The organism is Rhodosalinus sp. FB01 (assembly GCF_041365715.1).
Taxonomy (GTDB): domain Bacteria; phylum Pseudomonadota; class Alphaproteobacteria; order Rhodobacterales; family Rhodobacteraceae; genus Rhodosalinus.
The window spans coordinates 58,839-80,605 of record NZ_JBGFSH010000011.1; the positions used below are offsets into that span (position 1 = coordinate 58,839).

Annotated in this window: 22 protein-coding genes; 14 read left to right on the forward strand and 8 right to left on the reverse strand. The window is 70.9% G+C overall.

The window, feature by feature from the left end:
* Window positions 1–112: 112 nt before the first annotated feature.
* The 7 genes from AB6A65_RS14400 (at window position 113) to AB6A65_RS14430 (ending at window position 8,468) form a co-directional block, all read left to right on the forward strand.
* Window positions 113–1,066 (forward strand): L-threonylcarbamoyladenylate synthase, encoded by a 954-nt coding sequence (locus AB6A65_RS14400; RefSeq protein ID WP_371039085.1) that lies wholly within the window; start codon window positions 113–115, stop codon window positions 1,064–1,066.
* 50 nt (window positions 1,067–1,116) lie between these two features.
* Window positions 1,117–1,896, forward strand: a complete 780-nt coding sequence (locus AB6A65_RS14405; protein ID WP_371039086.1) for a uracil-DNA glycosylase family protein — start codon at window positions 1,117–1,119, stop codon at window positions 1,894–1,896.
* Window positions 1,896–2,516: a LysE family translocator gene (locus tag AB6A65_RS14410; RefSeq protein ID WP_371039087.1), complete on the forward strand. Its 621-nt coding sequence runs from the start codon at window positions 1,896–1,898 to the stop codon at window positions 2,514–2,516. The genes AB6A65_RS14405 and AB6A65_RS14410 overlap by 1 nt, the downstream gene beginning before the upstream one ends.
* Window positions 2,513–3,055: a molybdenum cofactor biosynthesis protein B gene (gene moaB / locus AB6A65_RS14415; RefSeq protein ID WP_371039088.1), complete on the forward strand. Its 543-nt coding sequence runs from the start codon at window positions 2,513–2,515 to the stop codon at window positions 3,053–3,055. The genes AB6A65_RS14410 and moaB overlap by 4 nt, the downstream gene beginning before the upstream one ends.
* Window positions 3,052–3,501 (forward strand): NUDIX domain-containing protein, encoded by a 450-nt coding sequence (locus tag AB6A65_RS14420; RefSeq protein WP_371039089.1) that lies wholly within the window; start codon window positions 3,052–3,054, stop codon window positions 3,499–3,501. The genes moaB and AB6A65_RS14420 overlap by 4 nt, the downstream gene beginning before the upstream one ends.
* Window positions 3,502–3,608: 107 nt before the next feature.
* Complete coding sequence (locus AB6A65_RS14425) at window positions 3,609–5,066, forward strand: efflux RND transporter periplasmic adaptor subunit (RefSeq protein WP_371039090.1); 1,458 nt, start codon at window positions 3,609–3,611, stop codon at window positions 5,064–5,066.
* Window positions 5,067–5,072: 6 nt separating this feature from the next.
* Window positions 5,073–8,468 (forward strand): efflux RND transporter permease subunit, encoded by a 3,396-nt coding sequence (locus AB6A65_RS14430; RefSeq protein WP_371039091.1) that lies wholly within the window; start codon window positions 5,073–5,075, stop codon window positions 8,466–8,468.
* 3 nt (window positions 8,469–8,471) lie between these two features.
* Here AB6A65_RS14430 and AB6A65_RS14435 read toward each other — a convergent pair whose 3' ends face one another.
* Complete coding sequence (locus AB6A65_RS14435; RefSeq protein ID WP_371039092.1) at window positions 8,472–9,293, reverse strand: protein-disulfide reductase DsbD domain-containing protein; 822 nt, start codon at window positions 9,291–9,293, stop codon at window positions 8,472–8,474.
* A 140-nt stretch (window positions 9,294–9,433) separates the two neighbouring features.
* Between AB6A65_RS14435 and AB6A65_RS14440 the strand changes: the two genes are divergently transcribed.
* From AB6A65_RS14440 to plsY, 6 genes are all read left to right on the forward strand, one after another.
* Window positions 9,434–10,000: a YqgE/AlgH family protein gene (locus AB6A65_RS14440; RefSeq protein ID WP_371039093.1), complete on the forward strand. Its 567-nt coding sequence runs from the start codon at window positions 9,434–9,436 to the stop codon at window positions 9,998–10,000.
* Between the two features lie 62 nt (window positions 10,001–10,062).
* A complete protein-coding gene (locus AB6A65_RS14445) occupies window positions 10,063–11,019 on the forward strand; it encodes an aspartate carbamoyltransferase catalytic subunit (protein WP_371039094.1) in 957 nt (318 codons plus the stop codon).
* The gene (locus tag AB6A65_RS14450; protein WP_371039095.1) at window positions 11,016–11,582 is read left to right on the forward strand and encodes a hypothetical protein; all 567 of its coding nucleotides are present in this window, start codon (window positions 11,016–11,018) and stop codon (window positions 11,580–11,582) included. Before AB6A65_RS14445 ends, AB6A65_RS14450 begins: the two co-directional genes overlap by 4 nt.
* A 148-nt stretch (window positions 11,583–11,730) precedes the next feature.
* Window positions 11,731–12,123 (forward strand): hypothetical protein, encoded by a 393-nt coding sequence (locus AB6A65_RS14455; protein WP_371039096.1) that lies wholly within the window; start codon window positions 11,731–11,733, stop codon window positions 12,121–12,123.
* Window positions 12,120–13,409, forward strand: a complete 1,290-nt coding sequence (pyrC, locus tag AB6A65_RS14460; RefSeq protein ID WP_371039097.1) for a dihydroorotase — start codon at window positions 12,120–12,122, stop codon at window positions 13,407–13,409. The genes AB6A65_RS14455 and pyrC overlap by 4 nt, the downstream gene beginning before the upstream one ends.
* A complete protein-coding gene (gene plsY, locus AB6A65_RS14465) occupies window positions 13,409–14,017 on the forward strand; it encodes a glycerol-3-phosphate 1-O-acyltransferase PlsY (protein WP_371039098.1) in 609 nt (202 codons plus the stop codon). Before pyrC ends, plsY begins: the two co-directional genes overlap by 1 nt.
* On the opposite strand, the gene AB6A65_RS14470 is transcribed toward plsY, so the two are convergent.
* Complete coding sequence (locus AB6A65_RS14470) at window positions 14,014–14,826, reverse strand: alpha/beta fold hydrolase (RefSeq protein WP_371039099.1); 813 nt, start codon at window positions 14,824–14,826, stop codon at window positions 14,014–14,016. The genes plsY and AB6A65_RS14470 overlap by 4 nt on opposite strands.
* Window positions 14,823–15,419: a 2-hydroxychromene-2-carboxylate isomerase gene (locus AB6A65_RS14475; protein WP_371039100.1), complete on the reverse strand. Its 597-nt coding sequence runs from the start codon at window positions 15,417–15,419 to the stop codon at window positions 14,823–14,825. Before AB6A65_RS14475 ends, AB6A65_RS14470 begins: the two co-directional genes overlap by 4 nt.
* 99 nt (window positions 15,420–15,518) lie before the next feature.
* Here AB6A65_RS14475 and AB6A65_RS14480 point away from each other — a divergent pair, with 99 nt between their 5' ends.
* Window positions 15,519–16,538: a ribose-phosphate pyrophosphokinase gene (locus AB6A65_RS14480; protein WP_371039101.1), complete on the forward strand. Its 1,020-nt coding sequence runs from the start codon at window positions 15,519–15,521 to the stop codon at window positions 16,536–16,538.
* Between the two features lie 81 nt (window positions 16,539–16,619).
* Here the strand turns inward: AB6A65_RS14480 and atpC are convergent, their stop codons facing one another.
* The 5 genes from atpC to AB6A65_RS14505 are packed head-to-tail and all read right to left on the reverse strand — an operon-like array spanning window position 16,620 to window position 21,510.
* Window positions 16,620–17,018 (reverse strand): ATP synthase F1 subunit epsilon, encoded by a 399-nt coding sequence (atpC, locus tag AB6A65_RS14485; protein WP_371039102.1) that lies wholly within the window; start codon window positions 17,016–17,018, stop codon window positions 16,620–16,622.
* A gap of 34 nt (window positions 17,019–17,052) precedes the next feature.
* Window positions 17,053–18,477 carry a F0F1 ATP synthase subunit beta gene (gene atpD, locus AB6A65_RS14490; RefSeq protein ID WP_371039103.1) on the reverse strand — a complete coding sequence of 475 codons (1,425 nt, stop codon included), beginning with the start codon at window positions 18,475–18,477 and terminating at the stop codon, window positions 17,053–17,055.
* Between the two features lie 19 nt (window positions 18,478–18,496).
* Window positions 18,497–19,375, reverse strand: a complete 879-nt coding sequence (locus AB6A65_RS14495) for a F0F1 ATP synthase subunit gamma (RefSeq protein ID WP_371039104.1) — start codon at window positions 19,373–19,375, stop codon at window positions 18,497–18,499.
* 29 nt (window positions 19,376–19,404) lie between these two features.
* Complete coding sequence (gene atpA, locus AB6A65_RS14500; RefSeq protein ID WP_371039105.1) at window positions 19,405–20,943, reverse strand: F0F1 ATP synthase subunit alpha; 1,539 nt, start codon at window positions 20,941–20,943, stop codon at window positions 19,405–19,407.
* Complete coding sequence (locus AB6A65_RS14505; protein WP_371039106.1) at window positions 20,944–21,510, reverse strand: F0F1 ATP synthase subunit delta; 567 nt, start codon at window positions 21,508–21,510, stop codon at window positions 20,944–20,946.
* Between the last annotated feature and the right edge of the window lie 257 nt (window positions 21,511–21,767).

Sequence of the window (21,767 nt, forward strand, 5' to 3'; positions counted from 1 at the left end):
TGGATGAGGCTTGGCAGCGGGCCGACGCGGGGGTATGCGCCGCCGCATCCCCGCATCGCGTGCGACGTGACGGAAATCGGCGCGCGCCTCAACCCGGAACGCCGCGTCACGGATGCCCGAGTTCGACACCGAGCTGCTTGCCCCGGACGAGGGCGGCCTGGCGCGCGCCGCCGCGATCTGGCGCGCCGGCGGGCTCGTGGCGCTTCCCACCGAGACGGTCTACGGGCTTGCCGCCGACGCCCGCCAGGGCCGCGCCGTGGCCCGGATCTTCGCGGCGAAGGAGCGGCCCCGCTTCAACCCGCTGATCGTGCACCTGCCCGACGCGGCCGCGGCGCGGCAGCTCGCCGATTGGCCCCGCGACGCCGCCCGGCTCGCCGACGCGTTCTGGCCGGGCCCGCTCACGCTCGTGCTGCCGCTGCGGCCGGGGCACGGCCTTTCGCCGCTCGTCACCGCGGATCTGCCGACGGTCGCGCTCCGGGTGCCTGCGCATGACGTGGCGCGCGCGGCGCTGCACGCCTTCGGCGGGCCGCTCGCCGCGCCCAGCGCGAACCCCTCGGGCCGGATCAGCCCGACCACGGCGGCGCATGTGCTCGCCGGGCTCGGCGGGCGGATCGAGGCGGTGATCGACGGCGGCCCCTGCCCCGTCGGCGTGGAAAGTACCATCGTGAGCCTCGCCGGGGATCCGGCGCTCCTGCGCCCCGGAGGCGTGCCCGCCGAGGCCGTGGAAGCCGCGCTCGGGCGCCCCCTGGCCCCGCCGGAGGCCGCGGCGCCCGATCGCCCCGGCGCACCGGGCCAGCTTGCGTCCCACTACGCGCCCCGCGCGGCCGTCAGGCTCGACGCGACCGAGCGCCGGCCGGGCGAGATCCTTCTGGGGTTCGGGGCGATCGCGGGCGATCTCACGCTCTCGGCCTCGGGCGATCTGGCCGAGGCGGCGGCCAATCTCTTCGGGCATCTGCACGCCCTCGACGCCCGCGGGCAGCCGATCGCGGTGGCGCCGGTCCCGGAAACGGGGCTCGGGCGCGCCATCAACGACCGGCTGCGGCGCGCCGCCGCGCCGCGCCCCTGAGCGGGCGGGCGGGGCTGGCGCCCCCCGGCCGCGACGCCTACTATCGCACCATGGACTCGGGGATGGATTGGCACGCCGCGCGCGCGGCGCTGGAATGGCAGGTGGAGCTCGGCGCCACCGACGCGATCCAGGATACGCCCGTGAACCGTTTCGAGGCGGCGCCCCCGGCGCCCGCCCGCGCGCAGGCCCCGGCGGCGGCGCCCGCCGCCCATGTGCCCGAAGACGATCCGATCGCCGAGGCGGAGGCCGCCGCCGCCGGGGCGCAGGATCTCGGGGCCCTGAAGGCGGCCATGGCCGCCTATCCCCATTGCGATCTGCGCCGCGGCGCGCGCAACCTTGTCTTCGCCGACGGGGTGCCCGGCGCGCCTGTGATGATCGTGGGCGAGGCGCCGGGCCGGGACGAGGACCGGGAAGGCCGCCCCTTCGTGGGGCGCGCGGGCCAGCTCCTCGACCGGATGCTGGACGCGATCGGGCGCGCGCGGGATGCGGACAGCGCTGGACACGCGGTCTACATCACCAACGTGCTGCCATGGCGTCCGCCGCAGAACCGTACGCCGACGGCCCAGGAAATCGCGATGCTTCTGCCATTCCTGCGCCGGCACGTGACCCTCGCGCGGCCGCGCATCCTCGTCCTGATGGGGAACGCGAGCTGCCAGGCCCTGCTCGGGCGGTCCGGCATCACCCGGCTGCGCGGCCACTGGGACGAGGCTCTCGGCCTGCCCGCGCTGCCGATGTTCCATCCCGCCTACCTGCTGCGCAATCCGCAGGCGAAACGGGAGGCCTGGGCCGACCTGCTGGAGCTTCAGGCCAGGCTGCGGGGTGCCGGCTGATGCCCGATCCGCTCGTCCTGCTCGTGTTTCTTCCGGCGGCGCTGGCGCTCAATCTCACGCCGGGGGTCGACATGCTGTTCTGCCTCGCCCAGGGCATGAAGGCCGGACCGCGCCCGGCGCTGGCCGCCTCGGCGGGCATCTCGACCGGCACGATGGTGCATGTCGCGCTGGCGGGGCTCGGGCTGGGCGCGCTCGTCGCGGCCTTTCCCTGGCTCTTCGGCGCGATCCGGTGGCTCGGCGCGGCCTATCTGCTGTGGCTCGCGTGGCGGGCGCTGACAGAGCCGCTCGGCCACGGGCACGCGCCGCCGGCGCGCCCTGCACGCGCCTTCCGCGACGGGCTGGTGGTGAATCTCTCGAACCCCAAGATGATTCTCTTCATCCTGGCCTTCGTGCCGCAATTCGTGGATCCGTCCGACGCGGTGCTGCGGCAGTTCCTGGCCTTCGGCGCGGTGCTGGCGGCGGGCGGTTTCGTCGTGAACGGGATCGTGGGGGTCTTCGCGGGGCGGCTCGGGCGGCGCCTCGCCTCCAGCCCGCGGCTGGAAAACGGGCTGCGCGGCGTGACCGCAACGCTTTTCGGCGCACTGGCCCTGCGCATGGGATGGGAGGCCGCGCGCGGATGAGCAGGATCGACGACACCCGGGAGTTCATGCCCGTCCGCATCGCGGTGCTGACCGTGTCGGACACGCGCGGGCCCGAGGACGACCGCTCGGGCGACACGCTGGTGGAACGGCTCGAGGCGGCGGGCCACACCCTGGCCGCCCGCGCCATCCTGCCCGACGATCGCGCGCTCATCTCCGCGAAGCTGCGCGAGTGGGTGTCGGATTCCGGCGTGGACGTGGCGATCTCCACCGGGGGCACGGGGCTGACCGGGCGCGACGTCTCGGTCGAGGCGCACCGCGACGTCTACGAGAAGGAGATCGACGCCTTCGGCACCGTCTTCACCCTCGTCTCGCTACAAAAGATCGGCACCTCGGCGGTGCAAAGCCGCGCGACCGCGGGCGTGGCGGGCGGCACCTATCTCTTCGCGCTGCCGGGCAGCCCCTCGGCCTGCCGGGACGCGTGGGACGAGATCCTCGGGCCGCAGCTCGACTACCGCCACAGGCCCTGCAACTTCGTCGAGATCCTGCCGCGCCTCGACGAGCACCGAAGGCGCAAGTGACGCTCGCCTTCCGCCCCGTGGGCCCGCTGCCCGAGGCCGAGCTCTGGCGGGGCGCGCTCGTGCGGGCGCGCGACACGCTCGGCCGCGAGCTTCTGCAGCTCCGCGACGACCTGCCGCACGTGGCGGGCGCCGGCTGCTGGAGCCTCTTCGGCGGCGGCGTGGAGGCCGGCGAAACGCTCGAGGGTGCCGCGCGGCGTGAATTCGCGGAAGAGACCGGGATCGCGCTGGCCCCGGGCGATCTGGTCCCGCTCGCCCGCGCCGGGGCCACGGCGAAACCGGGCGGCGTGCTCTACGTCTTCGACTGCACCCGGGCGCTCGCGCCCGGCGCGGTGCGCCTGGGCGAAGGCGCCGGCTTCGGCTTCCTGACGCCCGCGCAGGTGGACGCCTGGCCGCTTCTGCCGCAGATCCGGGCGCTGCTGCAAAACCAGCGGGACCGCGCGCCGTGAGCGCCGCGCGGGGCGGCGGGAAGGGCGCGGCACCTTGGCATTTCACCGCGCGTTCCTAATCTAGTGGGGTGCTCCCGCGGGGGCAGACGTCGAAAGGACGCGAACGAATGGTCTTTCTCAGGCAGAGCGTGGTCGGCCTGTTCCTGCTGGCGCTGACGCTCGGGCTGCTAGTCTACGCGGGCAGCCTGATCCAGGGGGCGGTGACCGAGCGGCTCGCGCAGGAGCCGCGCGTTCCCGAGGCGCGCGAGCGCGTCTTCGCGGTGAACGTGGTCGATGCCCGGCCGGAGACCGTCACGCCCGTCCTCACGGCCTTCGGAGAAGTTCGGAGCCGCCGCACGCTCGAATTGCGCGCGGCGACGTCGGGGCGCGTGGTGGAGCTTGCCGAGACCTTCGTCGAGGGCGGCGAGGTGAGGGCAGGCGAGGTGCTTGCCCGGATCGATCCCGCCGACGCCGAGGCCGCGCTCGCCCGCGCGGAAAGCGACCTGCTCGATGCCCGCGCCGAGGCGCGGGAGGCCGAACGCGCCCTCGCGCTGGCGCGCGACGAGCTGGAAGCCGCGCGCGCGCAGGCTGATCTGCGCCAGCGTGCCCTCGCCCGCCAGCGCGACCTCGAGGCCCGCGGCGTCGGCACCGCGGCCACGGTCGAGGAGGCGGAACTCGCCGCCTCGGCGGCCGAACAGGCGGTTCTCGTGCGCCGCCAGGCGCTCGCGCAGGCCGAAGCCCGCGTGGACCAGGCCAGAACCCGCATCCTGCGCAGCGAGATCGCCCGAGACGAGGCGCGAAGACGCCTCGACGACACGGTGCTGCGGGCCGGGTTCGCCGGGACGCTGAGCGATGTCTCGATCGTCCAGGGCGGGCTGGTTTCCGCCAACGAGCGGCTCGCGCAGGTGATCGATCCCGCGGCGCTCGAAGTCGCCTTTCGCGTCTCCACCTCTCAGTTCACGCGGCTGCTGGACGAGGATGGCGGCCTGCGCCCGGCCCCGGTCACGGTGCGGCTCGACAACTCCGGACCGGGTCTTGCGGCGCAGGGCACGCTCAGCCGCGACAGCGGCACCGTCGGCGAGGGGCAGACCGGGCGGCGGGTCTTCGCGCGGCTGGACGGTGTGCGCGGCTTCAAGCCGGGCGATTTCGTGACGGTCGAGATCACCGAGCCGCCGCTCGAAAACGCGATCCGCCTGCCGGCGACGGCGCTGGACGCCGCGTCGGAGGTTCTTGTCCTCGGCCCCGAGGACCGGCTGGAAACCATGCCCGTGACGCTGCTGCGCCGGCAGGGCGACGACGTGCTGGTGCGCGCGGAGGCGCTTGCCGGGCGACAGGTGGTGGCCGAGCGCACGCCGCTCCTGGGCGAAGGCATCAAGGTGCGCCCCCTCGCCCCGCAGGCCGCCGCAGAGCAGGAACCCGAAGCGATGCTGGAACTCTCGACCGAGCGGCGCGCGAAGCTTGTGGCCTTCGTGGAAGGCAGCGCCGCGATGCCCGAGGCGGCAAGGGCGCGGCTGCTCGCGCAGCTCGCGGAGCCGCGAGTACCCGCCCGCACGGTCGAGCGCATCGAAGCGCGGATGGGGGGCTAGGGCACGATGCGCAGCATCCCCGAGGGCGCGGGCGGCATCCTGTCCTATTTCACGCGCCATCCCACGGTGGCGAACCTTCTGCTCGTGCTGCTGCTCGTCGCGGGGCTGGTCTCCGTGCCGAACATGCGCGCGCAGTTCTTCCCCGACGTGGTCGTGGACGACATCACAGTCTCCGTCGCCTGGCAGGGCGCCGGGGCGGAGGACGTGGACGGTGCCATCGTGCAGGTGCTCGAACCCGCGCTGCTGGCCGTGGACGGGGTGGAATCGAGCTCGGCGCGGTCGAGCGAGGGCTTCGCCAGCATCCGCCTGGAATTCGAGCCGGGCTGGAACATGACCCGCGCCCGCGACGACGTGCAGACCGCGGTGGACACGGTGACCAACCTGCCCGAGGACGCCGAGGATCCGGAGGTGCGCAGCGACCGCTGGGGCGACCGGGTGACCGACGTGGTGATCACCGGGCCGGTCGGGCCGGATCAGCTCGCCCGATTCGCAGACGAGCTCAACCTGCGGCTTTTCACCGAAGGCGTGACTCAGACCACCATCCGCGGCCTCGCCGCGCCGCGCACGGTGGTGGAGGTGCCGTCGGCCAGGCTCATCGCCCACGACCTCTCCATGCAGGAGATCGCCGACGCGATCGCCGCGGAGGTGGACACCGACCCGGCGGGCGACGTGACCGGCGCGGCCGCCCGGGTCCGCACCGGGACGGAAAAGCGCACCGCCGAACAGATCGAGGCGATCGTCCTGCGCTCGGAGGTGGGTGGCACGCGCCTCACCATCGGCGATGTCGCCCGGGTCCGGGTCGAGGGCGGGGACCGCGAGCGGAGCTATTTCGTGGGCGAGAAGCCGGCGATCTCGATCCGGGTGGACCGTTCGCTGCAGGGCGACGCCATCGCCATCCAGCGCCAGGTCGAGGAGGTGGCGGCCGAGCTCGAGGCGACGCTGCCCGAGGGCGTGAGCATCGACCTCATCCGGACGCGCGCGGATTACATCTCGGGCCGCCTCGACATCCTGCTCGACAACGCGGTGACGGGTCTTCTGCTCGTCGTCGCGCTGCTCTTTCTGTTCCTGAACGCGCGCACCGCCTTCTGGGTGGCGGCGGGCATCCCGACCGCGCTTCTGGCCGCGATCGCGATCATGTATGCCGCCGGGCTGACCATCAACATGATCTCGCTCTTCGCGCTGATCATCACGCTGGGCATCGTGGTGGACGACGCCATCGTGGTGGGCGAGCACGCCGATTTCCGCCACAGGCATCATGGCGAAAGCCCCGTCGTCGCCGCCGAGACCGCGGCACGGCGCATGGCGCTGCCCGTCTTCGCGGCCACGCTGACCACGGTCATCGCCTTCTTCGGCCTCGTCGCGGTGGGCGGGCAGTTCGGCAGCCTGATCGCGGATATCCCCTTCACGGTGATCGCCGTGCTGGTGGCAAGCCTGGTGGAGTGCTTCCTGATCCTGCCCAACCACATGTCCCATGCGCTCGGATCCTCCCGGCGCAACCACTGGTACGACTGGCCCTCGCGGCAGGTGAACCGCGGCTTCGTCCAGGTCCGCGACCGCCTGTTCCGGCCGGCCATGGCGCTGGTGGTCCGCGCACGCTACGCGGTCGTCGCCGGGGCGGTCGTCCTTCTGGCGTCTCAACTCGCGCTTCTCGTCTCGGGTGAGGTGCAGTGGCGCTTCTTCAACGCGCCGGAGCAATCCTCGGTCACCGGCAATTTCGCGATGACGCCGGGGGCGCCGCGCGCGGATACGCTGGCGCAGATGCGGGCCATGCAGGAGGCGGTCGCCGCGCTCGGCCGCGACTACGAGGCCGAATACGGGCGCGACCCCATCCTCTACGTCATCGCCGAGGTGGGCGGGAACGCCGGCCGCCCGCTGCCGGGCAGCGACAGCAAGGACGACGACCTGCTGGGCGGCATCTCGATCGAACTGATCGAGGCCGATCTCAGGCCCTATTCCAGCTTCGCGCTGGTGGCGGAGTTGCAGGAGCGCGTGGAACGCCACCCCCTCACCGAGACGATCAGCTTTCGCGGCTGGCGGTCCGGTCCCGGCGGCGAGGCGCTCGACGTGCAGTTCTACGGCGCCGACGCGCAGACGCTGAAGGGCGCCGCCGAGGCGCTCAAGACCGCGCTGGCGCGCTTCCCCGAGGTGTCGGCGCTCGAGGACAGCCTCGCCTACGACAAGGAAGAGCTGATCCTGGAACTCACGCCGCAGGGCCGGGCGCTGGGCTTCGACATCGACGGGCTCGGCCGCGTGCTGCGCGCCCGGCTGGGGGGCATCGAGGCGGCGACCTACCCGCTCGGCCCCCGCAGCGCCGAGATCCGGGTGGAACTTCCCGAGACCGAATTGACCGCGGACTTCCTCGAGGGCACGCTGCTGCGCGCGCCCTCGGGCGCCAATGTCCCGCTCGCGGACATCGTGACGGTGGAGCAGCGCACCGGCTTCTCGACCGTCCGGCGCGAGAACGGCATCCGGCTCGTCTCGGTCACGGGCGACCTCGAGCAGGACGACGCCGCGCGCGCCGCCGAGATCATGACCGCGCTGGAAGAGGAGATCCTGCCCGCCATCGCCGCCGAGAAGCAGGTGGACTACCGGATTTCCGGCCTTTCCGAGCAGGAGAACGAGTTCCTGTCCGACGCCCTTACGGGGCTGATCCTGTGCCTGACCGGCATCTACATCGTGCTCGCGTGGATCTTCGCAAGCTGGACGCGGCCGCTGGTGGTGATGTCGGTGATCCCCTTCGGCCTCGTGGGCACGATCTGGGGCCACTACATCTGGGAGGTGCCGCTGTCGATGTTCACGGTGGTGGGACTTCTGGGCATGAGCGGGATCATCATCAACGACTCCATCGTGCTGGTGACCACCATCGACGAGAAGGCCAGGACACGGGGGCTCGTTCCGGCCATCGTGGACGGCGCGGCGGACCGGCTGCGCCCGGTGCTGCTGACGACCGCCACCACGGTGTTGGGGCTCACGCCGCTTCTCTACGAGGGCTCGAGCCAGGCGGAATTCCTCAAGCCCACGGTTATCACGCTGGTCTACGGCCTGGGCTTCGGGGTGGCGATGGTGCTTCTGATCGTGCCGGCCTTCATGGCCATGCAATCCGACATCGGGCGCCAGTTCACCGCGCTGCGCCGCGGTCTGCGCAGCCGGAGAGGCGGGCTGGGGCGCGTGCTGTCGCTGGCGCTGGCCGGCACGCTCGCCTGGCTCGGCGCGACGCTCGGCTGGACGGCGGTCACGGGCGCCCTGCCCCCGGCGATCACGGGCGCCCTGCCCGCGCTCGCCGCGCTCGCGCCGATGACCGCGGCGCTGGTGCTTTTCATCGCGGGGGCCGCGGCCCTCGCCGTGACGACCTATGCCGTCACCGCCCTTGCCATTCTGCTGCTGCGGCGCCGCGCGGCCTGACGATCAGCGGGACCCGCAGCCGCGGATATCCACGGCCGAGGCGCCGTCCAGCAGAGTGACGCGCACCCCGTCACGGTCCAGCGCGAAGGCGTGTCCGTCGACGTGGACCAGACGGCTTTCCGCGGCCAGGCGGCCGGCCGCCGCCGAAAGCGCCGGTTCGGAAACCCAGACATGCGGGGCGGCGGTCGCGATCACCGCGGCCTTCACGCCGGGGGCGCCGGGCATCTCGACCTCCACCCGCAGGCCGAGGCCATCCTGCGCGGGCGCGAGGACGCATGTCACGGCGGAGACGTCCGCCTCCTCGGCGCTGAGGGGGCGGGCGGCCAGCGCGGCGGCGATGGCGGGATCGGGGCGACGCGCGTCGGCGGGCAGCACGCCCGCCACGGACACCTGGGCGGGGATGCAGATATCCTCGCAGACGCCGAGGTCGATCCGCGCGGAAATCCGCACATCCGCGCCGCCGCGCGCGGGGCGGACGTGCAACGGCAGGACGACGCGGTCGGCGTAGACGATGGATCGCATGCCGTTCTGGTCGAAGACCCGCGGCACCGGCCAGGAAATCGCGACGCCCGACAGGTTGTCGGACCCGGACCAGTCGAAGCGCGGCGGGATGCCGGCGTCGCCCGGCGCGCGCCAGTACGTCTTCCAGCCCTGGGCGAGGACGAGCTCCAGCCCGGCCAGATGCGTGCCGTCCGGCTGGCGCCATCCGGGCAGAAGGCGCGCGGACACGACATCGAGACCCGTTCCGGCCTGCGCGGCCGGAACGGCAGGAGGGGTGGCGAGGGCGGCCAGCGCGGCGAAAAGGGCAAGGGTGCGAGACAACATGAGACATCGGATGCGCCAATTCGCGCGAGAATCCAAGTCACGTTCCGGCGAGACGCGGCACGCGGTGCCCGCGGCAGAGGCTTGCACCCCGCCCGCCCCTTGACCATGTTCGTGAAAACCTTCCTTCGACACGAGGCAAGATGGCGGACGCCACCCCACTCATCGGCAAGCTTCTCATCGCCATGCCCGACATGGGCGACCCGCGCTTTTCCCACAGCGTCGTTTTCGTCTGCGCCCATTCCGAAGAGGGCGCGATGGGCCTCATCGTCAACAAGCCCACCGACGACGTGACGCTGAAGGACCTTCTGGAGCAGCTGTCGATTCCCGTCACGGCGGGCCTCAGGGACATCAAGGTGCATTTCGGCGGTCCCGTCGAGACGGGGCGCGGCGTCGTGCTGCACGGGCCCGACTACGCCTCCTCCATCTCCACGCTGGTGGTCGACGCGCGCTTCGCCATGACCGCCACGCTCGACATCCTGGAGGAACTCGGCGAAGGCGGCGGCCCCGAGAACGCGATCATGGCGCTGGGCTACGCGGGCTGGGGCCCCGGGCAGCTCGAGGCCGAGCTGGCGGCAAACGGCTGGCTGGCCTGCGATGCGACGCCCGAGCTCGTCTTCTCGCCCGATGACAGCGGGAAATGGCAGGCCGCGCTCAGGACGCTCGGCATCGACGCGCTGATGCTCTCGGGCACGGGCGGCCGGGCCTGAGCACGGCTTGCCGCGCGCCGGCCCGGCCCATATAAGCGGTCGGCGAGGCAAGGATCGCGCGCATGGGTTTCAGAGACCGTCACCTCCTCGGCATCGAGCCGCTCTCGCCCGCGGCGATCACGGAGATACTCGACCTTTCCGACGGCTACGTGGACTTCAACCGGCAGCCCGCGCGCCACACCGAGGTGCTGGCCGGAAGCACGCAGATCAACATGTTCTTTGAAAGCTCCACGCGTACCCAGGCGAGCTTCGAGCTGGCCGGCAAGCGGCTGGGCGCGGACGTGATGAACATGGCGATGCAGGCCTCCTCCATAAAGAAGGGCGAGACGCTCATCGACACCGCGATGACGCTGAACGCGATGCATCCCGATCTGCTGGTGGTGCGCCATCCCCACTCGGGCGCGGTGAACCTGCTGGCCGAAAAGGTCGCCTGCGCCGTGCTGAATGCGGGCGACGGGCGCCACGAACACCCGACGCAGGCCCTGCTGGACGCGCTGACGATCCGCCGCGCGAAGGGACGGCTTCACCGGCTGTCGATCGCGATCTGCGGCGACATCGCCCATTCGCGGGTGGCACGCTCCAACATCCTGCTTCTGGGCAAGATGGAAAACCGCGTGCGGCTCATCGCGCCGCCCACGCTCCTGCCCTCGCGGATAGGGGAGTTCGGCGTGGAAGTCTTCGAGGACATGGAGGCGGGGCTGCGCGACGTGGACGTCGTGATGATGCTGCGCCTTCAGAAAGAGCGGATGGATGGCGGCTTCATCCCGTCCGAGCGCGAATACTACCATCGCTACGGGCTCGACGCCGAAAAGCTCGCGCATGCGCGGCCCGACGCCATCGTGATGCATCCCGGGCCCATGAACCGGGGGGGGGAGATCGACGGCACGCTGGCCGACGACATCAACCGCTCGCTGATCCAGGCGCAGGTGGAGATGGGCGTGGCGGTGCGCATGGCGGCGATGCATCTGCTGGCGCGCAACTGGCGCGAGGCGGCCGCCGCGCAGGAGGTTGAGGCATGACCACGGTTCTCGACATCCCCGCCCACGAACACGCGGTGATCCGCGTCTTCGCGCTGGACCTGTCGCCCGAGGAGGCGGCCCGCTGGTCGGAGGCCGATGGGGACGGGCCGCATCCGCTGGCCGAAGCGCTGGGAGCGGAGCCTTTCGATCCGCGCTTCGCCGAGATCGTGCGGCTTTCCGACATCGCGGAGATGGGGCTGCCCGACTATCTCGCGGAAGGTTACGACGTGCCACGGGAAGAACTCGACCCCTTCGCCGAACGGCTTCGCGGGCTTTCGGGCCATGTCGCGGTCGTGATGTCGAGCGCTTTCGCCGACGCGGCGCAAGAGGTGACGGTGCGCGCGCCGCTGCGGCTTGTCGCGACGTTCCAGGAGGCCGGGGCAGAGACGCCCCTGTCGGGCGTGTCCGCGGAGTCCGCCCGCGGTCAGGCCCCGGCGGACGGCACGCCCGGCCCGCCCGACGATGCCGCTGCGGGCGGACGTCGGGGCGTTGTGCTGACGCTGATCGCGCTTGCGGTGCTCGTGCTGCTCGCCGTGGCGGCGCTGGCGGGCGCGCCGCGATGACGTGCCGGCCGGGGCAGATCCCGGGGCCGGTCATCGGCCGCCCGGGACCGCGCGCGGACGGCCTGGCGCCGGCCTTCGCCGCGCGGAAGGGACGGAAGAGCCGCCAAGAGCCGATCCTCGCTGGCCGCCAGCGCCCGGGGCCCGCGCAATGAGCGCGACCGTGTTCCGCGCCGACCGGGCGACCTACATCCGCGACCACGCCTGGCTTGCCGCCGCGGCCATGGCGGGCGCCATGGTCGTGCTGTGGATCATCGACAGCCCCCATGTCTGGACCGGCGCCGTCGCGGGCCTTGCCGCCGTGGCCTTCCGCGCCTGGTTCCTCGCCTCGGAAGAGCTTGCCGTCGAATGGCGCCTGGAAGACGGGATGCTGAGCGGACCGCAGGAGCGCCGGGTGGCGCTGTCGGAGATCGCGGCGCTTCGCACCCTCGGCAGCGCGGTGCAGATCGTGACGAAGGGCGGCGACAAGCACCTGCTGAAATACCAGGCCGACCGGGAGGCGGTGCGCGACGCGATCCGGAACGCCGCGGGAGGATATCTGTGAGCACGATCCTTTTCGAGAACGCCCGGCTGATCGATCCGGAGGCCGGCACCGACACCGCCGGCTGGCTTCTCGTCGAGAACGGCGCGGTGACCGGCACTGGCGCGGCGAAGGGGCCGGTTCCCGTCGCGGCGGAGGCGCGCATCGACTGCCGCGGCAAGTGCCTCGCCCCCGGCATCGTCGATCTGGGGGTGAAGATCGGCGAGCCGGGCGAGCGTCACAAGGAAAGCTTCCGTTCCGCCGGTCTTGCCGCCGCGGCGGGGGGCGTGACCACCATCGTGACGCGACCCGACACGCAGCCGCCCCTCGACAATCCCGAAAGCCTGGAATTCGTCGTCCGGCGCGCGGCCGAGGCCGCACCGGTGCATGTCCGCCCCATGGCCGCGCTCACCAAGGGGCGCGAGGGACGGGAGATGACCGAGATCGGCTTCCTGATGGATGCCGGCGCGATCGCCTTCACCGACGCGGACCGGGTCGTCGCGGATACCAAGGTGCTCTCGCGCGCGCTCACCTACGCCCGCGGGCTCGGCGCGCTCGTCATCGGGCACCCGCAGGAGCCCGGGCTCTCGCGCGGGGCGGCGGCGACCTCGGGCAAGTTCGCCTCGCTCAAGGGGCTTCCGGCGGTCTCGCCCATGGCCGAACGCATGGGGCTCGACCGGGACATCGCGCTTCTGGAGATGACCGGCGCGCGCTACCACGCGGACCAGATCACCACGGCGCGGGCGCTGCCCGCGCTGGAGCGGGCCAGGAACAACGGGCTCGACATCACCGCGGGGGTGAGCGTGCATCACCTGACGCTGAACGCCCTCGACGTGGCCGACTACCGCACCTTCTTCAAGCTGACGCCTCCCCTGCGCTCGGAGGACGACCGTGTGGCCGCCGTGGAGGCGCTGCGCACCGGGCTTATCGACGTGCTCTGCTCCTGGCACACGCCGCAGGACGAAGAGAGCAAGCGGCTTCCCTTCGAGGAGGCCGCGGCGGGCGCGGTGGGGCTCGAGACGCTCCTGCCCGCCGCGCTGCGGCTTCACCACGCGGGCGCGCTCACCCTGCCCGAGCTTTTCCGCGCCATGGCGCTGAACCCGGCGCGGCGGCTCGGGCTCGAGGCGGGCCGCCTCGCCCCCGGCGCGCCTGCGGACCTCGTGCTTTTCGACCCGGACGCGCCTTTCGTGCTGGACCGGTGGAAACTGCGCTCGAAATCAAAGAACACGCCCTTCGACGGCGCGCGCCTGCAGGGCCGCGTGATCGGAACCTGGGTCGGCGGGCGCCGCGTGCACGGGACGGACGCGTGATGCCCGCGGCGGAAAGCGGCGCCGCGCTTCTCGCGCTCTGGGCCGGGCTGGGCTACCTGCTCGGCTCGGTCCCGTTCGGCGTGCTGCTGACGCGCGCGCTGGGTCTTGCCGACCCGCGGAAGATAGGATCCGGCAATATCGGCGCCACGAACGTGCTGCGCACCGGCAACAAGGCCGCCGCCGCGGGCACGCTTCTACTCGACGGCGGAAAGGGGGCCGCGGCGGTGCTTCTGGCCCGCGCGGTGGCCGGCGAGGACGCGGCGCAGATCGCCGGGCTCGCGGCGTTTCTGGGACATTGCTATCCGGTCTGGCTCGGCTTCCGGGGCGGCAAGGGCGTGGCCACCTTCCTCGGTCTGGTGCTCGCGCTCGCCTGGCCCGTGGGCGTGGCCTGCTGCCTGACCTGGCTCGCCACCGCCGCGCTCGCACGAATCTCGTCGCTCGCGGCGCTCGTCGCGGCGGCGAGCGCCGCGCCCTGGGCGATCGTGCTCGGCCGTGGCGAGATGGCTGCGCTGGCGGTCGCCCTCGCGCTTGTCGTCGCCTGGCGCCACCGCACCAACATCGCCCGGATGCGGGCAGGCATGGAGCCGCGCATCGGGCGGAAGGGCTAGCCCGTCCGGTCCAGCAACCCGCGGATCGCGCGGGCGGTCGCGGCGGGATGGGTCAGCGGCGCCATGTGCCCCGCGCCGGGGATGACCGCGCGCCCCGCATCCGGCAGACGCGCGGCGAGGCCGGCGCAGATCGCGCGGATGTAGGCGTTGGTCTCCGCCCCCTCGACGAGCAAGGCCGGAACCGCAAGTCGTTCCAGCGCGCCCGAGGCGACGAGGCCGGCGGGATCCTCCATCACCGCGCGGCTTCCACCCTCGACGACCGGCATCCGCGCGGCGATCTGCGCCCGAGCCGTGCCGGAGAGCGCGGCCCAGGGGCGTCCCGCCCCCCACACCGCCGTGAAAAGCCGCCCGGCCTCCGCCCAGTCGCCCCGCGCCACGGCGGCGTCGTAGGGCGCCATCATGGCGTCGTGCCGGGCCATCAGGTCCGGCCGGTCCGCGGCGAGCACGGCGAAGAACACGGGCTCGATCATGGTGAGGGAGCGGACGAGGCCGGGCCGTTCGCAGGCCAGGCGCAGCGCGACCGTGCCGCCGAAGGAATGGCCGATCAGGTCCACCGGCCCCGCGCCCGCCAGATCGGCGGCGATCGCCACGGCCTGCGCCTGCACGTCTCCACCGTCCCAGGCCGGGCTTCGCCCGTGGCCGGGCAGGTCGAAGGCCGCCATGCGCAGCCGGTCCCCGAGATGCCCGGCCAGCGCCTCGAACATACCCCCGTTCCCGAGCGCGCAATGGATCAGGACGGCGCGGCGCGCCCCCTCGCCCCAGCGGCGGAGGAAGACGGCGGCGCCCCCGGCCGCTTCATGCTGCGTCAAAGCTTTCCGGCAAGATGCAGGTCGAGATCCTCCAGCCGGTCCTGGCCCCAGAACCTCTCGTCGCCGACGATGTAGAAGGGGGCGCCGAACACCTCCGCCGCGACCGCTTCCTCGAGGTTGGCGCCATAGGTCTCGGCCCCCGCCAGGAGGCCCTTGTCGGCGAGCGCCGGGTCGAAACCCGCCCGGGAGAGGCAGTCGCGGATCACCTCGTCCTCGGCGATGTCGCGCTCCTCGGCCCAGCAGGCGGTCAGCAGGTTCCGCACAAGCGCGCCCACGTCGCCCCCACGATCGGCCTGCGCGGCGATCACGGCGTAGGAGGACGGGGCGGGATTGGTCGGAAAATGCGCGGGCCGGAGGTTGATGGGCATCCCGCGCTTCGCGGCCTGGCGGCGCAGTTCCTGCATCCGGTAGGCCTGCCGCGCTGGATGGCGCTCGGCCGGCGCCACGCCCCCGGTGCGGGCGAAAAGCGCCACGATATCGACGGGCTTGTAGACGATGTCGGCGCCATGCGCCCCGGCGATGCGTTCGAGACGGTCGCCGGCGAGATAGGCGAAGGGCGAGATCGTGGAGAAGAAATAGTCGATCCTCGGCATGGCACGCTCCGCTCGGGCAAGGTTTGCGCGACCCTAAGCGCGTGCTAAGCGGTGTCAACGTCACGAATCCGTCATGTGCGCCATCGCCGGAGCCCCAGCATGCCAAACATCATCGAGCCGAAACTGATCTCCGGAAACGCGAACATGCCGCTTGCGCGCGCGATCGCGCGCCGCATGTCCATGCATCGCGGCATGAATGTCGGGCTGGTGGACGCCCGGGTGGAGCGTTTCAACGACCAGGAAGTCTTCGTCGAGGTGTTCGAGAACGTCCGGGGCGAGGACATGTTCATCGTCCAGCCGACCTCGAACCCAGCCAACGACAACCTGATGGAGCTGCTGATCATGGCCGATGCGCTGCGCCGCTCCTCGGCTGCGCGGATCACGGCGGTGATCCCCTATTTCGGCTACGCGCGCCAGGACCGGCGCACCAAGGCGCGCACGCCGATCTCTGCCAAGCTGGTGGCGAACATGCTGGTGGGGTCCGGAATCGAGCGGGTGCTGACGATGGATCTTCACGCCGCCCAGATCCAGGGCTTCTTCGACATCCCGGTGGACAACCTTTACGCCGCGCCGGTCTTCGCCCTCGACATCCAGGCGCAATTCCAGGGGCATGTCGACGAGGTGATGGTCGTCTCGCCCGACGTGGGCGGCGTGGCGCGCGCGCGCGAACTCGCCCAGCGTATCGGCTGCCCTCTCGCGATCGTGGACAAGCGCCGCGAGAAGCCGGGCGAGGTGGCCGAGATGACGATCATCGGCGATGTGAGCGACAAGCGCTGCATCATCGTGGACGACCTTTGCGACACGGCGGGAACGCTTTGCAAGGCGGCGCAGGTCCTCCAGGAACGTGGCGCCAAGGAAGTGCACGCCTATATCACCCACGGCGTGCTGTCGGGCCCCGCGGTCGAGCGGATCACCAACTCGGTGATGAAGAGCCTCGTCATCACCGACACCATCCAGCCGACGCAGGCGGCCATGGCGGCGCCCAACATCCGCATCCTGCCCACCGCGCCGATCTTCGCGCAGGCGATCCTGAACATCTGGAACGGAACGTCGGTGTCGTCGCTGTTCGAGACCGAGACGCTGGAGCCGATCTACGAAGGCCAGTTCAAGGTCGCCTGACCGGCGCGCGCCCACCCGGAAACGGAAAACGGCCCCGCGAGGGGGCCGTTCCCGGATCCCTGAAAACGACCCGCGGGCCGTTCAGACCATGTCGTCCATCAGCTGCGCGAGGTCCGCGACGAAGAGTTCCGCGGCATCCTTCTGTTCGGCCGGGGCCTTCTGCGCGGCGGTGCGCGCCTCCTCGAGCGCGGCCTCGATCTCGTCGCGGTTCTCCGCGCCGGACTTGTAGGCGCGTTCCGCGAGGACGATGGCGCCCTCGGGCGAGAGTTCGGCGAACCCGCCGGTCACCGCGTAGCGCGCGGTCTGACCGTCCGCACCCGTCACGGTGACGATGCCCGGCCGCAGGCTGGTGATGACCGGCGCGTGGTTCGGCATCGCGGTCATCTGGCCATCCGCCCCGGGCAGCTGCACCTGTTGTGCCTCGAGCGAGGCGAGGCGCCGCTCGGGCGAGACGAGATCGAACTGCATCGTGTCGGCCATTGGGCCTTCCTTTCTCGGTTGCGTCGGGCCCGGCTCAGGCGGCGTCCGCCGCCATCTTCTCGGCCTTCGCCTTCACGGCCTCGATGCCGCCCACCATGTAGAAGGCGCCCTCGGGCAGGTGGTCGTATTCGCCGGCGACCACGGCCTTGAAGGAGGCGATGGTCTCCTCGATCGGCACCTGCACGCCGGGCGAGCCGGTGAACACCTCCGCCACGTCGAAGGGCTGGCTGAGGAAGCGCGGGGTCTTGCGCGCCCGCGCCACGGTCAGCTTGTCCTCTTCGCTGAGCTCGTCCATGCCGAGGATCGCGATGATGTCCTGCAGCGACTTGTAGCGCTGAAGGATGCCCTGCACGTCGCGCGCCACCTGGTAGTGCTCTTCGCCGACCACCGAGGGATCGAGGATCCGGCTGGTCGAGTCGAGCGGGTCCACGGCGGGGTAGATACCCAGCTCGGAGATCGCGCGCGACAGAACGGTGGTCGCGTCGAGGTGGGCGAAGGAGGTCGCGGGCGCCGGGTCCGTCAGGTCGTCCGCCGGCACGTAGATCGCCTGCACCGAGGTGATGGAGCCCGCGCGCGTGGAGGTGATCCGCTCCTGCAGTGCGCCCATGTCGGTCGCGAGCGTCGGCTGGTAGCCCACGGCCGAGGGGATCCGGCCGAGAAGGGCCGACACCTCGGAGCCCGCCTGGGTGAAGCGGAAGATGTTGTCCACGAAGAACAGCACGTCGGTGCCCGACTGGTCGCGGAACTGCTCGGCAAGCGTGAGGCCCGACAGCGCCACGCGCATCCGCGCGCCCGGCGGCTCGTTCATCTGGCCGTAGACCAGCGCCACCTTGGACTTGGTCAGGTCTTCGGCGTTGATCACGCCCGACTCGATGAACTCGTAGTAGAGGTCGTTGCCCTCGCGGGTGCGCTCGCCGACCCCGGCGAACACCGAATAGCCCGAGTGCACCTTGGCGATGTTGTTGATGAGTTCCTGGATGAGAACCGTCTTGCCCACCCCGGCACCGCCGAAGAGGCCGATCTTGCCGCCCTTCGAATAGGGCGCGAGCAGGTCGATGACCTTGATGCCGGTGACGAGGATCTCGGACTCCGTCGACTGCTCGACGAATTCCGGCGCGCTGGCGTGGATCGGGCGCCGCTCCTCCGTCTTGACCTCGCCCTTCTCGTCGATCGGCTCGCCCACGACGTTCATGATGCGCCCGAGCGTCCCGTCGCCGACGGGCATGGTGATCGGCCCGCCGCTGTCGGCAACCTCCTGTCCGCGCACGAGCCCCTCGGTCGCGTCCATCGCGATGGTGCGCACCGTGTTCTCGCCAAGGTGCTGCGCGACCTCGAGAACGAGGCGTTTGCCGTTGTTGTCGGTCTCGAGCGCGTTCAGGATCTCGGGCAGGTGTTCGTCGAACTGAACGTCCACCACGGCGCCGATGACCTGCGTCACTTTACCTTTTTCATTTGCCATGTCGGTGTCTCCGGTTCCGTTAGAGCGCCTCGGCGCCCGAAATGATCTCGATCAGCTCGTTGGTGATGACGGCCTGTCGGGTGCGGTTGTACTGGATGGTCAGCTTGTCGATCATCTCGCCCGCGTTGCGCGTCGCGTTGTCCATCGCCGTCATCCGGGCGCCCTGCTCCGAGGCGCCGTTCTCCAGCAGCGCGGCGAAAATCTGCGTCGCCACGCCCTTGGGCAGCAGATCCGCCAGGAGTTCTTCCTCGCCCGGCTCGTAATCGTAAAGCGTGCTCGCCGCGGCGTCCTCCTCGGGGGCGTCGAAATCGGCCGGGATGACCTGCTCCGCGGTGGGTTCCTGGCTGACCACGTTGATGAAGCGGGCGTAGTAGATCGTGGCCACGTCGAATTCGCCGGCGTCGAAACGCTCGAGAACGTTCCGGGCGATCGCCTGCGCGTCGCCGTAGCCCACGCGCTTCACCTCCGACAGATCGACGTGATCGATGAACTGGTCCGCCCATTCGCGCCTCAGCACGTCGCGGCCCTTCTTGCCCACGGTGAGGATCTTCACAGTCTTGCCGTCCGCCGCAAGCTTTTCCGCGTGTCGCCGGGCCAGCTTGGCGATGTTGGCGTTGAACGCGCCGCAAAGGCCGCGCTCCGCCGTCATCACGACCAGCAGATGCGTCTGGTCCGACCCGGTCCCGGCCAGCAGCTTGGGGGCGTTCGCGGTGTCGCCCACCGAGGCGGCGAGCTGCCCCATCACGGCGGCGAACCGCTCGGCGTAGGGGCGCGACTGTTCAGCCGCATCCTGGGCGCGGCGAAGCTTCGCCGCCGCGACCATCTGCATGGCGTTGGTGATCTTCCGGGTCGACTTGACCGACTCGATCCGGTTCTTGAGGTCCTTTAGGCTTGGCATGCGCCTTGTCCTTCGTCCCGTGGATCAGGTCAGCTGAAGTCCTTGGCGTACTCGTCGATCACCGACTTCAGCCGGTCCTCCGCGTCGCCCTTGATCTTCGGGTCCTCGTTCGTGATCCAGTCGAGCGTGTCCTTGTGCTTGCCGCGCAGGTGCTTGAGCAGCCCCTCCTCGAAGCGGCGAACGTCCGCCACCTTGAGGTCGTCGAGGTAGCCCTTGGTGCCGGCGAAAACGACACAGACGATCTCGGCGTTGGTCAGCGGCGAGAATTCCGGCTGCTTGAGAAGCTCGGTCAGGCGCGCGCCGCGGTTCAGCAGCCGCTGCGTCGAGGCGTCGAGGTCCGAGCCGAACTGCGCGAAGGCCGCCATCTCGCGATACTGCGCGAGTTCCAGCTTCAGCGAGCCTGCGACCGACTTCATCGCCGCGGTCTGCGCCGCAGAGCCCACGCGGCTGACCGACAGGCCGGTGTTAACGGCCGGGCGGACACCCTGGTAGAAGAGCTCCGTCTCGAGGAAGATCTGGCCATCGGTGATCGAGATCACGTTGGTCGGGATGAAGGCCGACACGTCGCCCGCCTGCGTCTCGATGATGGGCAGCGCGGTGAGAGAGCCCGCGCCGTTGTCCTCGTTCATCTTCGCCGACCGCTCCAGCAGGCGGGAGTGCAGGTAGAACACGTCGCCCGGATAGGCCTCGCGGCCCGGCGGGCGGCGAAGCAGAAGCGACATCTGGCGGTAGGCCACGGCCTGCTTCGACAGGTCGTCGTAGACGCAGAGCGCGTGGCGGCCGTTGTCGCGGTAGTATTCCGCCATTGCGGTGGCCGAGGAGGGCGCGAGATACTGCATCGGCGCCGGGTCGGAGGCGGTGGCGGCGACCACGATGGAATATTCCATCGCGCCGCTCTCCTCGAGCTTCTTCACGAGCTGCGCGACGGTCGAGCGCTTCTGGCCGATCGCGACGTAGACGCAGTAGAGCTTCTTCGACTCGTCGTCGCCCGCCGCGTCGTTGTAGCTTTTCTGGTTGAGCATGGTGTCGAGCGCCACGGCGGTCTTGCCGGTCTGCCGGTCGCCGATGATGAGCTCGCGCTGGCCGCGGCCGATCGGGATCATCGCGTCGATCGCCTTGAGGCCGGTCGCCATCGGCTCGTGCACCGACTTGCGCGGGATGATGCCCGGCGCCTTCACGTCCGCGACGCGGCGCTCGGTCGCCTCGATCGGGCCCTTGCCGTCGAGCGGGTTGCCGAGGCCGTCGACGACCCGGCCCAGAAGCGCGTCGCCCACCGGCACGTCCACGATGGACTTCGTGCGCTTGACCGTGTCGCCCTCGCCGATCTCGCGGTCCGAGCCGAAGATCACGATGCCGACATTGTCGACCTCGAGGTTGAGCGCCATGCCGCGGATGCCGCCGTCGAACTCCACCATCTCGCCGGCCTGGATGTTGTCGAGGCCGTGGACCCGGGCGATCCCGTCACCGACGGAAAGGACGCGGCCGACCTCGGCAACCTCGGCCTCTTCGCCGAAGTTCTTGATCTGCTCCTTCAGGATCGCAGAAATCTCGGCTGCTTGGATACCCATCTATCCGACCTCTTTCATTGTATTCTGGAGAGAGTTGAGGCGCGAGCGGATCGAGGTGTCGATCATCTTCGAGCCAACCTTGACGACAAGACCGCCGATGAGATCCTCATCGACGGTCGCATTGATCTTAACGTCCTTGCCGAAGCGCGCCTTGAGCGTCTCGCCGAGTTTCTGCGACTGCGCCTTCGTCAGCGCCTTCGCGCTGATCACGTCGGCCGTCACCTCGCCCTTGTGGCGGGCGATGCGCTCGCGCAGTTGCGTGACGAGCTGCGGCAGCACGAAGAGGCGACGCTTCTGCGCCATCAGGCCCAGCGCGTTGGCGAGCGCGGGCATCAGCTCCATCTTCGCCGCGACCGCGGCAATCGCACGCTCCTGCGCTTCCCGGCCATAGATCGGCGAGGAAATGAGATCCCGAAGCTCGGGGCTGTCCGCCAGCGCCTCGCCCAGCGCATCCGCCCCCGCCTCGAGCGCGTCGAGAGAGTCGGCCTCGAGGGCGATCTCGAAGATGGCGGTGGCGTAGCGCGCGGCGATGCCAGAGGAAATCGATGCTGTTTCGGACACGTCCACCCTTCCGATGTCAAGCCCCGGCCCGTGGTCGCACGAAACCGCGCCCGGGGACGTTGAGGCGCCCGGCGGGCGCTGGCAGCAAAATCGGCGTGGGTGTAGCAGAGGCTTTGTGACTGGGCAACAACCTAAGCCGCCTTTTGCATGGCGCCGCGAAGTCCCTGTGCAAGCGGGCCCGATCGGGCCCGGCCGGCCGCGCCCCGGGGCCGCCACGGCCCGGGCTCGCTGCGCCTGCGAAGCGATGATTCCCGCACCGCGGC

Excerpts from the sequence above, each read along its gene's own strand:
- AB6A65_RS14475 (WP_371039100.1), bottom strand. The coding sequence starts at position 15,419 with ATGCCGAGGATCGACTATTTCTTCTCCACGATCTCGCCCTTCGCCTAT.
- atpA (WP_371039105.1), bottom strand. The coding sequence starts at position 20,943 with ATGGGTATCCAAGCAGCCGAGATTTCTGCGATCCTGAAGGAGCAGATC.
- AB6A65_RS14425 (WP_371039090.1), top strand. The coding sequence starts at position 3,609 with ATGGTCTTTCTCAGGCAGAGCGTGGTCGGCCTGTTCCTGCTGGCGCTG.
- AB6A65_RS14405 (WP_371039086.1), top strand. The coding sequence starts at position 1,117 with ATGGACTCGGGGATGGATTGGCACGCCGCGCGCGCGGCGCTGGAATGG.
- atpC (WP_371039102.1), bottom strand. The coding sequence starts at position 17,018 with ATGGCCGACACGATGCAGTTCGATCTCGTCTCGCCCGAGCGGCGCCTC.
- AB6A65_RS14430 (WP_371039091.1), top strand. The coding sequence starts at position 5,073 with ATGCGCAGCATCCCCGAGGGCGCGGGCGGCATCCTGTCCTATTTCACG.
- AB6A65_RS14495 (WP_371039104.1), bottom strand. The coding sequence starts at position 19,375 with ATGCCAAGCCTAAAGGACCTCAAGAACCGGATCGAGTCGGTCAAGTCG.
- AB6A65_RS14435 (WP_371039092.1), bottom strand. The coding sequence starts at position 9,293 with ATGTTGTCTCGCACCCTTGCCCTTTTCGCCGCGCTGGCCGCCCTCGCC.
- atpD (WP_371039103.1), bottom strand. The coding sequence starts at position 18,477 with ATGGCAAATGAAAAAGGTAAAGTGACGCAGGTCATCGGCGCCGTGGTG.
- AB6A65_RS14440 (WP_371039093.1), top strand. The coding sequence starts at position 9,434 with ATGGCGGACGCCACCCCACTCATCGGCAAGCTTCTCATCGCCATGCCC.
- AB6A65_RS14400 (WP_371039085.1), top strand. The coding sequence starts at position 113 with ATGCCCGAGTTCGACACCGAGCTGCTTGCCCCGGACGAGGGCGGCCTG.
- plsY (WP_371039098.1), top strand. The coding sequence starts at position 13,409 with ATGCCCGCGGCGGAAAGCGGCGCCGCGCTTCTCGCGCTCTGGGCCGGG.
- AB6A65_RS14445 (WP_371039094.1), top strand. The coding sequence starts at position 10,063 with ATGGGTTTCAGAGACCGTCACCTCCTCGGCATCGAGCCGCTCTCGCCC.
- AB6A65_RS14455 (WP_371039096.1), top strand. The coding sequence starts at position 11,731 with ATGAGCGCGACCGTGTTCCGCGCCGACCGGGCGACCTACATCCGCGAC.
- AB6A65_RS14410 (WP_371039087.1), top strand. The coding sequence starts at position 1,896 with ATGCCCGATCCGCTCGTCCTGCTCGTGTTTCTTCCGGCGGCGCTGGCG.
- AB6A65_RS14480 (WP_371039101.1), top strand. The coding sequence starts at position 15,519 with ATGCCAAACATCATCGAGCCGAAACTGATCTCCGGAAACGCGAACATG.
- moaB (WP_371039088.1), top strand. The coding sequence starts at position 2,513 with ATGAGCAGGATCGACGACACCCGGGAGTTCATGCCCGTCCGCATCGCG.
- AB6A65_RS14450 (WP_371039095.1), top strand. The coding sequence starts at position 11,016 with ATGACCACGGTTCTCGACATCCCCGCCCACGAACACGCGGTGATCCGC.